Source organism: Glycomyces tenuis DSM 44171 (genome assembly GCF_000427885.1).
Classification (GTDB): domain Bacteria; phylum Actinomycetota; class Actinomycetes; order Mycobacteriales; family Micromonosporaceae; genus Glycomyces; species Glycomyces tenuis.
On sequence record NZ_ATYW01000027.1, the window covers coordinates 1 to 12,490 of the forward strand.

Sequence of the window (12,490 nt, forward strand, 5' to 3'; positions counted from 1 at the left end):
TCGGCGATTGCTACGACAACGCGATGATGGAGTCGTTCTGGTCGCGCATGCAGGTCGAACTGCTTGACCGCCACCGATGGCGCACCCGGGTCGAGCTGGCCAACGCCATCTTCGAGTACCTCGAGATCTGGCACAACCGCCAACGCCGTCACAGCCAACTGGGATGGTTGACTCCGATAGAGTTCGAGAACACAACCGTCGTGGCATGAAAATCCATCAACCGGACTCCACGAAACTCGGGACAGACCAAACCCTCCCCCAAACCCAGAACGATTCAGCGCGAGGTCATGTCCTTGAGGCGGAGCCGAGCAGTTCATAGGGGGCGGGTGGCGGTGACCCGAGGAGCGTAGACGAGGATGTCCGCGCAATGGTGAAGCGGACCGGCATCGACTCGGAAGTCATGGTCGTGAGCTGGATCGTAGGTCGGTCCGATCATCCGGGTGCGGAGCGGGCGGTGGAGCCAGTCGGTCACCGATCGTGGGACACCGCCCCGCTGGTCGAGGTGTAGGAGGGCAGCGTCGTGGCGGATTTCGGCCAGGGCGTGTTCGGTGAAGTCGCTCGGTGGCGGCGGGATGCGGAACGGGGCGTGTCCTGACCCAAGAGTCAGGGCGGCGACGGCGTACCGGTGTCCCATTTCGGCGCGCAGGATTCCGCCGGCGTTGCGGTGAGTGTGGTCCGGCGGCACCGTGCGTGGGTCGCCGACGATCACGTGCGCCGTGCCGCCCCAGTGCACGATGCGTTGTTCTCGCTGGCTGTGCCAGAGGAGTTCAGTGCGCGCCAGGTCTTCCTCGATCTGGGCGAGGCTGTCCGGCGGTGTTGCCGGCGGCCGGAGGTCGTGCACGATCGAGACCGGGTCGTCGGGATGCTGTTCGCACCACGACCGCAGCCAGCGGATCACGTCAAGCGCCTCGTGCACTCTGAGGAAGCTCTGGCTTGTGGCCAGCAGCTCGGCGGGGTCACCCTCGCCGGTGCGGACGAACCGGTCCAATGCGGGGCCGGTCTCCTCCGTGCCCTCGATCAAGACTGCGCGGAATCCGGCCTGCTCGACTAGCGCGTGCAGCAGGACGTGCGTCGCGAGGACCAGTTGGCGCGCTGAACGAACCGAGGAGGCCAAACCGACCACCTCGGCTCGGGCCAGGATCTCGGGTACTGTGACTGGCTGCACGGCAGGGTCCAGGGGCAGCGGTTGAGCGTGTGCGGCCAGCCATCTGCTGAGTTCGTGAGTCGCGTTCATGGGGCCTTCTCGGGATCAGAGTGTTCGGGACGGCGGCGAGCCCTCATCGGCCATCTCGCTCGAAGGCCGTACAGCGCCATCTCGGAGAAGCCGTCGTCGTCCAGCGCTTGCCGTTGGATGTGTGCGACCGCGCCCCTCGGAGCCGGAGCGCGCACCGCGACGACTTCGAACCGGGACGGCGGTGCGGCGCCGGCGATGCGTTGCCGATGGATCGCCAGCAGTTCTTCCGTGTCCTCCACGATATGGCCAGAGGGGCTGCTCCACAGCGCTTCGGCTGCGAAGGAGCGGTCTGGACAGCGGCGTCATTGGTGCCGGTCACGTTCTGCAGCAGACGCGGAATGGGCCGGATGCGGGCGGCGGCGGTGTCGTGGATCGCGAAGGCCGCACCGGTCCGCAGCGCGGCAGGATGGAACAGCGACCGGAGCTTCTGGTGGACGACGGGTTTCAGCACCTGCTGTGCTGTCAGGGGCTCTCGTGCTGTCCAGGGTCAGGATCGCGGGGCGATCGCGACACCGTTTGCGTAGCAACCGAACTCAAGCAGGTTGAAACAACCTCACTGGGCGAGCACCGCGACCGCGAGTGCCGGGTCGGCATACCACCGCTCCACGGCCGCGCGCAGTCCTTCATCGGTGGATCCCGCGACATCCTGGTGTCGGTGATCGCCATGTCGGGTTCAAGCGGCGCGACTGCTTCCTTGAGCGCCTCGGCATCGCCCACCGCGACATAAAAATCGAACTCTGTAAATGCAAATCTATCTGTGAGCAGGGAGGACCCGCCTTAATGTCCCGAAGTACAGCCTGTAGTGTTCCACCCATGTCTACCGATTCAGGCGAAAATCCCCAAACCGACACTGACACCGACACCGAGGAAGGACCGGAAGAGAACGACGACCTCGGCACCACCGCGGAGGACGACACGGCCGAGACGAGCTCCGCGCCCGAAGGCGGATTCGTCGCCGGCGCCGTGGGCCTCGTAGGCGCTGCCCTCGGACTCGTCTCCCTCACCGGCACGTCCCTCGCCGACAAGCTCCACACCCGCCGGGAGATCATCGGGCAGATCGATTCCAACAGCGGTGCCGAGGTAGACCAGATGGAAGCCTTCTACAGTGCGCCATGGAACACCGTCGCACTCACCAACGGTGCCTTCGCTCTCCTCGCTGTGCTCGTCGGCAGTGGGGTGCTGCTGGCTCTGCACGGCCGGTCGACTGCGACGCAGCCCTGGGTGAAGGCCCTCGCGCTGGGCGGCGTCATTCTGGGCTGCATCGGCCTGCTCATCGCCGTGGCCATGAACTTCGACCTGTTCGCGGACCAGCCGGAACTCCCGATGCCACCGGCAGGCGGCTGAGTCTGCCGGCGGGGCTGACCGGGACGGCGAAGATGCTGTTCCGGCAGCAATCGATCTTGCCCGGGCCCTGACGCATTGGCGTTGGGCCTCGACGAACGGCGACCTTGCTCGAGGAAACCGGCGTCGTCGACGGCCAGGACCACATCGGCCTCGTCGAGCGAGCCGGATACGTGCTGTGCCAGGCGATCGCGCACCGGAACGGCATCCCACAGCGCTCACATCAGGAAGTCCTGCACCGTATCCGACCCGCATGACCCACCGCCTCGGCGATCTGCCAGCCGTTCTTGCGCTCGACCGGCGCCAGCGGTGCCGTCGGCTGCTTCCAGGCACGCTGACGCGTCTCGAACCGGAAGAGGTCATCAGCGATCCGCCCGAACCGCGCCCCCAGGCGATTCCCCCACGAGATCGCCTCAGTGGCGGCCACCATGGGATGAAACCAACGTCCTCGTGCATATTCCGCCACGGCCTGCCCTGGCGGGTGAAGCTCGGCCGCTTCGCGCGGTCCGAGCTGCCCCACTGCTTCTGGGCCGCTTCGCAGGGGGCCGGCCCTCGCCGTCGACGCGTTCATCACCGAGCTGCGCGGGTTCACCCTGTCCGGCGGCGGTGAGATCTCGTCGGGGCGGGCCGGGAGCTGGCCCGATGCGCTCCGGGCACTCCCCGACACGCGCCCTCGATCGTCGTATTGGACGAGGTTCCCTGGTGGATCTCCGAGCAGGGCCCGGTGTTCGGCGGCGCGCTGCAGACCGCCTGGGATCGAGCGCTCAGCTCCAAGCCGGTCCTGCTGCTCCTGCTCGGCAGCGACATGCGCGCGAAGACCCCGGTTTGGCCCTGTTCGGCGTGCCGCAGCGGGCGCTGATGGCGTCCCGACCACACACGGCGCGTCTTCGAGGCCATCAGCGGCGGCGCTCGGGCCAGGCAGGACATCGCTTCTGCCGCGCGCAGTGCGGACGGGTGCCGTCGTCGGGGTCCTCACCCCGATCCTCCGCCGCCTGGCGCACGGAAAGCGGGTGGTCGCCGAGGACCATCTGGTCTCGACCCGCTCCGGTAGCGCCGACCGGGCCGGCGAGGGTCCGGCGCTCTGAAGACGTGCGCTCCGTCTGGCGCTGATCAGCGGTGGGGGGCGACCGCGGTGATGAGGCCCAGGCCGACGCTGATGCGGTCGGCCGCCTCCACGACGTCCTCGGTGAGCTGCCCGATCCCGTGCTCGCGCATGAGCGTGAGGCGCCCGGAGAGGGAGATCGCCGCGACCACGCCGCCGCTGGAGTCGCGGATGGGTGCGGCCGTGCCGAGGCGGCCGAGGGCCAGCTCCTGGTCCTCGACCGCGCTGCCGGCCCGTTTGACCTGCTCGATCTCGCGGGTGAGGTCGGCGTGGGCCGCGATCGTGTTGGCGGTGTAGACGGGGAGGTCGCCGAGCAGTTCGCGCCGCTCGGACTCGTCGGTGCCGAGCAGGAGGCACTTGCCGAGCGCGGAGGCGTGCAGCGGCTGGCTCATGCCGACCATGGTGTGGCTCTTGGGGGCGTGGTGCCCTTCGAAGTGGCACAGGTAGATGAGCCTGTCGCCGTCGCGGACGGCCACGTTGGCGCTGAAGCCGGTGCGGGTGGCGAGTTCCTGTGCGATGGCCCGGGACTCGCGGTGCACGGGGTTCTGGTTGAGCCCTTCGCTGGCGAGGCGGAGCACGGTCGCCCCGATGGTGTAGCCGGGCATCTCGCCGACCTTCGCCACGTAGCCCAGCTCGTCCAGCGTCGCGAGCAGCCTCGCCACGGTGGACGGCCCGAGTCCGGTCGCCCGCGCGATGTCCGAGGCGCGCATCGGCCCGGTCGTGGACGCGCCGATGACGGCGAGCACCGACGCGGCCCGGCCGAAACCCTGTTGCACTTCAGCGGCCATCCCTCACCTCCGGCGACAGCTTAGCCGCCCGTCACTTCCACGGCAGTGGCGTGGCCCGGCCGCTCGGCTCGGCGAAGGCGCGCACGGCGCTGAGCGTGACGTATGGGGAGCCGTTGGTGCGGGACACGGCGATCCGCACGGCCTCGGCGTCCACCGGCGCGAAGTCGTGCACGCGGTGGCGGTGGCGGTTGTCGGCCACCGTCGCGAGGGTCCGCCAGCTCCCGTCGACGAGCGCCTCGACGGTGTAGTCGGCGGGGAGTTCGGGCATCACGCGAAAGTCGGTCCGGTGGTGGTGCAGGTTGATGATGTCCTCGTCCACGTCGTCGTTCCAGACCAGGCGGAGCGAGGCGAGCCGCACCGGTCCGCGCCAGGCGAGTTCGATGAGGACCGGCTCGGCGGCCAGCGCCTCGGGGGCGGTCGGCGCGCTCGACCAGAGGTTCGGTCCGCCGTAGGGCCGCTGGTAGCCGCCGACGACCCGATCGGGAGCGTAAGCGGCCGTGGCGGGTTCGACGGCGAGCGCGAAGGAGCGACGGCGCAGCATCCGGGCGTTCCAGTCGGTGACGGGCTGGGCCCGCTCCTCTGCGATGTGGTCGTCGAAGGCCTTGTCGGTGGTGAGCTTGGCGCCCATGGCGAGCACGCCGTAGGGCCGCTCGTCGGTGAGGACCAGGGAGGCGGTCGGGTTCGCGCGGACGACCACCACGGCCTGCCGGTTGTCGTCCGGCGGGGTCCAGTCGAAGCGGGCGCGGGCCGTGCTCATTCCGGCGGCCACCGGCACGTCGAGTTTCGTCACGTGCCCGATGGGGACGGCGTTCTGGGGCTTCCCGGTGTCCCACAGCTCGATCGCGAGCACGGTGTCCTCCCTCGCCTCCACGTCGAACTCGACGGCGTCGAGCCGCGGGTCGGCGGGGACGAGCACGGCCACGTCGCGGTCGAGCGGGAAGCGCCCGTCGGTGGCGTGCGGCCTGGTGGTGACCGAGTCGAGGGTGCTGCTCGCGGTCACGGTGGCGCTCCGGGCGAGGTCGTCGGGGTCGTCGGGGCGGACGCCGATCACGGGCGCGTCCTCGCGCAGGAGGGTCCGCTGGAGCTGGGCGAGCCGGTCGCGGCCCAGGGCGCGCGGCGACAGCCCCTCGCGGACGGCGAGGGCCGCGGCGGTGCCCACGGCCTGGCCCTGGGTGGCGCAGGTGGCCATGACGCGGGTGGAGCCGAAGGCGACGTGGGACGCCGAGATGTTGCGGCCGGCGAAGAGGAGGTTGCCCACGTCCTTGGAGTAGAGGCTGCGGTAGGGGATCGGGTAGGTGCCGTCGCTGTAGCGCTGCCGGGCGCCGGCGCGCTCGGCGTAGACGCCTTCCACGGGGTGGAGGTCGATCGACCAGCCGCCGAAGGCCACCGCGTCGTCGAACTGGCGCTGCTCGAGGATGTCGTGCTGGGTGAGCGTGTAGTCGCCCCACAGGCGCCGGTACTCGCGCTTGCCGGGGATCGCGCCGACCCATTCGAGGGTGAGGTTCTCGGCCTCGAACTCGCCGGAGTTCTTGATGTAGTCCCAGATGCCGAAGACGACCGACCACAGTTCGTCGCGGATGCGCTCGTTGTCGTGGACGGTGTCGATCTCGCCGCCCCATTCGATCCACCAGTAGTCGCAGCCGTTGTCGCCGGTGCGGATGATGCGGTTGGTGAGGATCGGGGTGTCGCGGATGTCCTTGGTGACCAGCGGCGGCACGAACGGGACGGGCCGCCCGGCGTCCTTGGTGTAGAAGAAGATCGAGGAGCCGAGGAGCTCGTCGTCGGGGAGTTCGGGGGCCCAGGGCTCGCCGTGGGCGGCTCGGCCCTCGCGGCCGATGCGGGAGGTCGCCCCGGCGAGGTGGGCGATGAGGCCGTCGCCGGTGCAGTCGACGAAGACGGGCGCCTCGAAGCGGGTCTCGAGCTCGCTGCCCATGGTCCAGCCGGTGACGGCGGCGATGCGCGGCCCGTCCTCGCCGGGCTCGCCCATCTCGATGTGCCGCACGTCGGTGTTGAGGTGCAGCGTGACGTTCGGTTCGGCGCGCACCAGGTCGAGCACGGTCTGGTCCCAGTAGTAGGGGTTGCCCTCGGGGTTGCGGTAGTTGTTCTCGAGGAACAGCTCGCCCATCAGGCCGGTCTCGCGGGCGTAGCGCTGGGTGCCGTGGGCGGTGGCGCCCACGACCCAGACGCGGACCTCGCTGGAGGAGTTGCCGCCGAGCACGGGCCGGTTGGTGACCAGGGCGACCTTCGCGCCGAGCCGGGCCGCGGCCACGGCCGCGCAGGTCCCGGCGAGCCCGCCTCCGATCACGACCACGTCGTGTTGCTGCGTTCGCTGCTCCATTGCCTCTCCCTACATCGGTGGTAGCGTCGAGTGTACCGCTCAGTGGTTGATATGTTGCTTCCACCGGTTTACAAGACTCATTCACTGGTATACGCTCGGTCGGCAACGACAATGATGTTGAATGGAGCAGCCATGGCTCAGGAACCAGTCCTCGACAGCGGGTCCCGTCCGCCCGAGACGGCGACCCCACTGGACGACGACGCCCGCCGGCGCCGCATGCGGAAGGTCATCACCGCCGCCGGCATCGGCCACTTCGTCGAATGGTTCGACTTCGGGCTCTACGGCACCCTCGCCTCAGTCATCGCCATCCACTTCTTCCGCGAAGGCGACCCGCAGGCCGCCCTCCTGTCCTCCTTCGCGGTCTTCGGCGCCGGCTTCGTCATGCGCCCGCTCGGCGGACTCTTCTTCGGTTCGATGGGCGACCGGCTCGGGCGGAAGAACACTCTTGCCCTGGTGATTCTGATTACGTCCGGTGCGACCCTCGCCATGGGTCTCCTGCCCACCAACCAGCAGATCGGCATCTGGGCGCCCGTCCTCCTGGTGATCGTGCGGCTCGTCCAGGGCTTCGCGGCCGGCGGCGAATCCAGCGGCGCGACCACCCTCCTCGCCGAGTACGCCCCCTCCAACCGCCGCGGCTTCGTCTCCAGCTTCGTCGACGTCTTCGGCTTCGCCGCCTTCGTCGTCAGCGCCGGCCTCGTGCTGCTCTACACCGCCGTCCTCGGCACCGACGCGCTCAACGACTGGGGCTGGCGCGTCATGTTCATGCTGGCGCTGCCCCTCGGCCTCTCCGGCCTCTACCTGCGCCGCAAGCTCGAGGACACCCCTGAGTTCCAGGCCATCCAGGCCAAGGGCGAGATCACCGGGGCCCCGCTGCGCACCTCCATCAGCCGCTGGTGGAAGGCGCTCCTGTTCTGCGTCGGCTTCGTGGTCCTCAAGGCCGTGGGGCACTGGATCCTCCAGACCTTCATGCCCTCCTACCTCCAGTCCGACCTCGGCTACGACCAGCAGACCAGCTACGCCGTCACCGTCGTCGGCCTCCTGGCCATCACCGTCCTCGTGCCGGTCTTCGGCCTCCTCAGCGACAAGATCGGGCGCAAACCCGTCATGCTCCTGGGCGCGGGCGGCTTCCTCCTGCTCACCTACCCCACCCTGATGCTCATGGACGGCGGCACCTTCTGGGCCGCGGCCGGGGCGATGATCGTCCTCGGCATCTTCATGGCCGCCTACGACGGCGCCATGAGCGCCGCCATGGCCGAGCTCTTCCCCACCAACATCCGCTACGGCTCCATGGCCATCGCCTACAACGTCTCCGTCGCCGCGTTCGGCGGCATCACCCCCTGGTTCTCCCAGAGCCTCATCGCCTGGACCGGCAACGAGTTCGCGCCCGCCTTCTACGTCATGGGCGCCGCACTCATCACCTTCCTCGTCGTCCTCGGCGCCCGCGAGACCGCGCGGTCGCCCCTGAAGGAGATCTGATGCACATCGCAGTCACCGGCGCCTCCGGCCGCATCGGCGGCACCGTCGCCGCCGAGCTCACCGCCCGCGGACACCGCGTCCTCGGCCTCGACCGCGTCGAACCGCACACCCCCGTCGACGGCGTCGACTACCGCATCGGCGACCTCGCCGACCTCGAACCCGGCGACCCCGCGCTCGCCGGCGTCGAGGCCGTCGCCCACCTCGGCGCCCTCATGTCCTGGGACCCCGCCGACGCCGACCGGCTCCACCACGCGAACGTCACCGCCACCCTGCGGCTCATCCGAGCCCTCGAAGGCGGCCGCTGCAAGCGGTTCGTCCTCGCGAGCACCGGCGAGGTCTACCCCGAGAACCGCCCGCAGTACCAGCCCCTCGACGAGGACCACCCGAGGCTCCCCACCACCTGGTACGGCCTCACGAAGGTCCTCGCCGAAGAGGCCGTCGCGTTCGGCGGCCGCGCCAACGGCTGGGCCACGGTCGCACTGCGCTTCTCCCACACCCAGCACCCCGCCGAACTGCTCGACCCCGACTCCTTCTTCTCCGGCCCCCGGTTCTTCGCGAGCCGTCGCCATCGCAAGGCCCTCGCCGCCGGCGACACGGCCCTTGCCGACCAGCTCGCGCCCTACGCCGGCGACGACCGCACCCTGCTCGTGGCCCGCCGCGAGGACGGCGCGCCCGTCCAGATGGGCATCCTGGCCGCCGCCGACCTGGCGCACGGCGTGGTCCTCGCCGTCGAAGGCGACACCACCGGCCACGAGGTCATCGGCCTCGGCCCCGACGCCTCCACCGACCTCGGCGACTTCGCCCTCGCGCTGGCCGCCGAAGCGGACCTGGACACCGTCGAGGTCACCCTGCCCGCCACCGCACCGAGCTATGTCACCGGGAACGCCAAAGCCCGCGAGCTTCTCGGCTTCGCGCCGCGGATCGACGAGGAGGAGATGGTCCGCCAGGCCGCCGAAGCCCACCGCCGACGCAACACCGGAACCGCCTGAGCCCGGGCGGCCGGTCCCGCCCGCCGGCGAGCCCTCACTCACGCCTGCGCCGACCGCGAGGACATCGCCGAAGGGCATGGACACCGGCCGTGGTTCCACGAGGCTGCCTCGCTTCGCCCTTGACCCGACTCGGCCGCATGAAGGCCGCGTCCTCGCCATGGGCGCGCGCGGCCGTGCCACGGGCCGACATGCCGGCGGTGAAGGTGCGGCGTGCGCCGAACGGGGGCGGCCAACCCGTTCGGGCGGGGACCGCTTGTTGCCCGGTCTGCGCCTCTCGACGGGCCACAACGCACATCTGGCGTGATCATCTGATTAGACTCGGCCGAGAGCGGGTGCTGGACAGGGTTGCGGCCCTGCTCGTCTCGCCGTACTACGAGGCCCGGCTCGGAGCTGTCAGCATCCTCGACTTCAAGGCCCGCCGCAAGCGGATCACCGATGAGGAACGTCGCGAATTGTACGAGCTCTACCTGCGCCGACACGACCGCATCGACCGGGCGGCGTCTGAAAGGCTCGACGCCGCCCGGTCGGTGCGGGCTAAGTCGGAACGGCTTCGACCGGCGGGGATAACTCCGAGATGCTTCCATGAGGGGCCGCTGAGGCGCCGGGTGGGGCAGTCGAGCCTCGGTGGGCGATGTGGCCGTGGAGGACGGTGCGGGAGGCGGCGGTCGTCGGCCGGGACTGGAGGGCTTGCATGGCGTGTGCCGCGGTCCGGCCGAGTTCGAACTTCGGCACGACGAAGGTCGTCAGGGGTGGTGCCATCATCGCGCTTTGCATGACGTCGTCGGTACCGATGACGGAGATGTCGTCGGGGATGCGCAGTCCGGCTTCGGCGATCGCGGTGTAGGCACCCATGGCGCTCTTGTCGGATACGGCGTAGACGGCGGTGGGCGGCTCGTCGAGTTCGAGCAGGCGCCGCATCTGCTGGTATCCCTTGACCGGGTTGCCCGGCTCCTGCGGCGGCATGAGCTCGGCCGAGGGCATGATGCCGGCTTCGAACAGGGCGGCCTCATGGCCGCGTCGGCGGTCGATGAGGCTGATGTAGCGGGTGGAGCCGACGATCATGCCGATGCGGCGGTGGCCCAGGTCGAGCAGATGGCGGGTGCACCGGTAGCCGGCGGTGAAGTTGTCGGCGACCACGGCGTGGATGTCGGAGTCGGAGTCGAGGTAGTTCTCGAGCAGCACCACTGGAATGCCGGTGGCGATGATGCGTTCGACCGCTGCGGTGTCGATGTCGCCGCCGTTGGCGACGATCATGCCGTCGACGTCGCGCCCGGTCAGCTCACGCAGTCTCGCGACCGGATCGTCGCCGGGCCGGTACAGGTGCAGGAGCATTCTGATGTCCTGGGCGCGCAGGCCGTCCTCGACGCCCGAGACGACCTCGGCCATGAAGGCGTCCTTGGCCGCCTCGGGGCTGAGCGCCTCCATGACCAGCCCGACCACGGCCCTGGACCGGTCGTCGCCGCTCGAACGGCGTGTCGGGACGTACTGGAGCTCCTCGACGGCCTGGAGCACCTGCTGCCTGCGGGCTTCTGACACGCCGGGTTTGCCGTTGAGCACCAGCGACACCGAGGACAGCGGCACGCCCGCGGCCTGGGCGACGTCCCTGAGGGTGACGGGTTTCTTCATTCGTTCCGCCTGCACCTCAACCATGCCCATCCCTTCGTCGCCGGTGTGCCCGGTACGAACAGGTTACCACCGGATCGCAGGTAACGACTTGAACAGTTTCATGAACAGACTACTTGTGTTCTTGGAACAAATTGTTCTATGCTGCGAACAAGACGCGGTTGTTCGGAGTCGGTTCGTCTCCGGGACGCACCAGCAGACCTCGATCAAAGCCGATTCGAGGAAGGAGAACCCCTCTATGACAGTCAGATTCAGCCGCCGAGCCGCAGCCAAAGGGCTCACCGCGGCCGCCGTGAGCCCCCTCGCGCTCACCGCGTGCGGCAACCGCCGCCCCGAGCATCCGACCGACCTGAGTCAGTCGGACATCGACAAGGCGATGGACACGCCCACCGAGATCAGCTACTGGACCTGGACGCCGGGGATCGAACGGGAGGTGGCCATGTTCGAGGAGGCCTACCCCGCGATCAAGGTCAACGTCGTCAACGCCGGCCAAGGCGGGGGCCACTACGCCAAGCTCCGCACCGCCCTGCGGGCCGGCGACGCCCCCGACGCGGCCCAGATCGAGTTCTACATGATCCCCTCTTTCGCGATCACCGACGACCTGGTCGACCTGCGCCCCTACGGCGCCGACGCCATCGCCGACAAGTTCGCCGACTTCGCCTGGGGCAAGGTCCTCGGCGAGAACGGCGAGGTCTGGGCCATGCCTCAGGACGCCGGCCCGATGGGCATGCTCTACCGGGAGGACATCCTCTCCGAGCACGGCATCGAGGTCCCCCAGACCTGGGACGCCTTCGCCGAAGCCGCCGCCGCGATGCGCGAGGCCGACCCGGAGGTGTACCTGACCAACCTGCTGCCCGGCGACGGCCAGTTCTTCGATTCCCTGCTCTGGCAGGCCGGGGCCGACGTCTTCGCCGGCTCCGAAGGCACGACGGTGCGCATCGACGCCACGTCCGAGGCCGCCGAACAGGTCGTCGGCTACTGGAGCGAACTCGCCAGACAGGACCTGGTCTCAGTCGACCCCGGCTTCAACGACCAGTGGTACCAGGCGTTCAACCGCGGCAAGTACGCCACCTGGGTCGCGCCCGCCTGGGCCCCGACCTTCCTCGCCACCGCCGCCGAATCCACCAGTGGCAACTGGCGCGTCGCCTCCATGCCGCAGTGGGAGGCCGACGCCCCTCCGGTCACCTCGATCTGGGGCGGGTCCACGAGCTCGGTGATGGCCACCACCGAGAATCCGATCCCGGCCGCCGTCTTCGTCCAGTTCCTCAACTCCGACCCCGACTCCGCCTTCGCGATGGCCACCGAGCAGTTCCTCTTCCCCACGACCAAAGCGGTACTCCAGAACCCCGACTTCACCGGCCAGGAACCGGACTTCTACGGCGGCCAGACCGTCAACCAGGTCTTCGCCGACATCAGCGAAACCTACCTGCCCGACTTCACCTGGTCGCCGTTCCAGTCCCAGGTGTACGCCGACTACGGCAACACCGTCAGCGCCGCCTTCACCCAACGAGGCGACGCCGTGGCGGCCCTGGCCGACTGGGAGTCGCGCATCACCGAATACGCCCTCAATCAAGGATTCACGGTGGAGGGATCATGACC

The 12,490-nt window shown here is 69.3% G+C and carries 11 protein-coding genes; 6 read left to right on the top strand and 5 right to left on the bottom strand.

The genetic code is table 11. The features are described from left to right. A partial coding sequence (locus YWW_RS0123010) for an integrase core domain-containing protein (RefSeq protein ID WP_026931947.1) occupies positions 1-209 on the top strand: 209 nt, incomplete at its 5' end. Positions 210-313: 104 nt separating this feature from the next. Here YWW_RS0123010 and YWW_RS0123015 read toward each other — a convergent pair. After that, positions 314-1,234: an erythromycin esterase family protein gene (locus tag YWW_RS0123015; RefSeq protein WP_026931948.1), complete on the bottom strand. Its 921-nt coding sequence runs from the start codon at positions 1,232-1,234 to the stop codon at positions 314-316. Positions 1,235-2,014: 780 nt separating this feature from the next. On the opposite strand from YWW_RS0123015, the gene YWW_RS32500 reads away from it, so the two are divergent. Further along, positions 2,015-2,578: a hypothetical protein gene (locus YWW_RS32500; RefSeq protein ID WP_156037568.1), complete on the top strand. Its 564-nt coding sequence runs from the start codon at positions 2,015-2,017 to the stop codon at positions 2,576-2,578. Positions 2,579-2,798: 220 nt separating this feature from the next. Here YWW_RS32500 and YWW_RS36220 read toward each other — a convergent pair whose 3' ends face one another. Continuing rightward, positions 2,799-3,005 (bottom strand): hypothetical protein, encoded by a 207-nt coding sequence (locus YWW_RS36220; RefSeq protein WP_155830351.1) that lies wholly within the window; start codon positions 3,003-3,005, stop codon positions 2,799-2,801. A gap of 255 nt (positions 3,006-3,260) precedes the next feature. Here YWW_RS36220 and YWW_RS36225 point away from each other — a divergent pair, with 255 nt between their 5' ends. Next, positions 3,261-3,434: a hypothetical protein gene (locus YWW_RS36225; protein WP_211228666.1), complete on the top strand. Its 174-nt coding sequence runs from the start codon at positions 3,261-3,263 to the stop codon at positions 3,432-3,434. Positions 3,435-3,685: 251 nt separating this feature from the next. Here YWW_RS36225 and YWW_RS0123040 read toward each other — a convergent pair whose 3' ends face one another. Next, positions 3,686-4,465: an IclR family transcriptional regulator gene (locus tag YWW_RS0123040; RefSeq protein ID WP_026931949.1), complete on the bottom strand. Its 780-nt coding sequence runs from the start codon at positions 4,463-4,465 to the stop codon at positions 3,686-3,688. A 31-nt stretch (positions 4,466-4,496) separates the two neighbouring features. Then, the gene (locus YWW_RS0123045; RefSeq protein WP_026931950.1) at positions 4,497-6,803 is read right to left on the bottom strand and encodes an FAD-dependent oxidoreductase; all 2,307 of its coding nucleotides are present in this window, start codon (positions 6,801-6,803) and stop codon (positions 4,497-4,499) included. 132 nt (positions 6,804-6,935) lie between these two features. Here YWW_RS0123045 and YWW_RS0123050 point away from each other — a divergent pair, with 132 nt between their 5' ends. Together YWW_RS0123050 and YWW_RS0123055 are read left to right on the top strand one after the other, a co-directional pair. After that, positions 6,936-8,279, top strand: a complete 1,344-nt coding sequence (locus YWW_RS0123050) for an MFS transporter (protein WP_081687700.1) — start codon at positions 6,936-6,938, stop codon at positions 8,277-8,279. Continuing rightward, complete coding sequence (locus YWW_RS0123055; protein ID WP_026931952.1) at positions 8,279-9,268, top strand: NAD-dependent epimerase/dehydratase family protein; 990 nt, start codon at positions 8,279-8,281, stop codon at positions 9,266-9,268. The genes YWW_RS0123050 and YWW_RS0123055 overlap by 1 nt, the downstream gene beginning before the upstream one ends. A gap of 534 nt (positions 9,269-9,802) precedes the next feature. On the opposite strand, the gene YWW_RS32505 is transcribed toward YWW_RS0123055, so the two are convergent. Then, on the bottom strand, positions 9,803-10,894 hold the full coding sequence (locus YWW_RS32505; RefSeq protein ID WP_051326222.1) for a LacI family DNA-binding transcriptional regulator: 1,092 nt from the start codon (positions 10,892-10,894) through the stop codon (positions 9,803-9,805). Between the two features lie 235 nt (positions 10,895-11,129). Between YWW_RS32505 and YWW_RS32510 the strand changes: the two genes are divergently transcribed. Next, the gene (locus tag YWW_RS32510; protein ID WP_035699025.1) at positions 11,130-12,488 is read left to right on the top strand and encodes an ABC transporter substrate-binding protein; all 1,359 of its coding nucleotides are present in this window, start codon (positions 11,130-11,132) and stop codon (positions 12,486-12,488) included. Positions 12,489-12,490: the final 2 nt, after the last annotated feature.

Bases quoted from the DNA above. Each gene is read 5' to 3' on its own strand.
- YWW_RS32505 (WP_051326222.1), bottom strand. From the start codon at position 10,894: ATGAAGAAACCCGTCACCCTCAGGGACGTCGCCCAGGCCGCGGGCGTG.
- YWW_RS0123050 (WP_081687700.1), top strand. From the start codon at position 6,936: ATGGCTCAGGAACCAGTCCTCGACAGCGGGTCCCGTCCGCCCGAGACG.
- YWW_RS0123045 (WP_026931950.1), bottom strand. From the start codon at position 6,803: ATGGAGCAGCGAACGCAGCAACACGACGTGGTCGTGATCGGAGGCGGG.
- YWW_RS36220 (WP_155830351.1), bottom strand. From the start codon at position 3,005: ATGGTGGCCGCCACTGAGGCGATCTCGTGGGGGAATCGCCTGGGGGCG.
- YWW_RS0123015 (WP_026931948.1), bottom strand. From the start codon at position 1,234: ATGAACGCGACTCACGAACTCAGCAGATGGCTGGCCGCACACGCTCAA.
- YWW_RS32510 (WP_035699025.1), top strand. From the start codon at position 11,130: ATGACAGTCAGATTCAGCCGCCGAGCCGCAGCCAAAGGGCTCACCGCG.
- YWW_RS32500 (WP_156037568.1), top strand. From the start codon at position 2,015: ATGTCCCGAAGTACAGCCTGTAGTGTTCCACCCATGTCTACCGATTCA.
- YWW_RS0123040 (WP_026931949.1), bottom strand. From the start codon at position 4,465: ATGGCCGCTGAAGTGCAACAGGGTTTCGGCCGGGCCGCGTCGGTGCTC.
- YWW_RS0123055 (WP_026931952.1), top strand. From the start codon at position 8,279: ATGCACATCGCAGTCACCGGCGCCTCCGGCCGCATCGGCGGCACCGTC.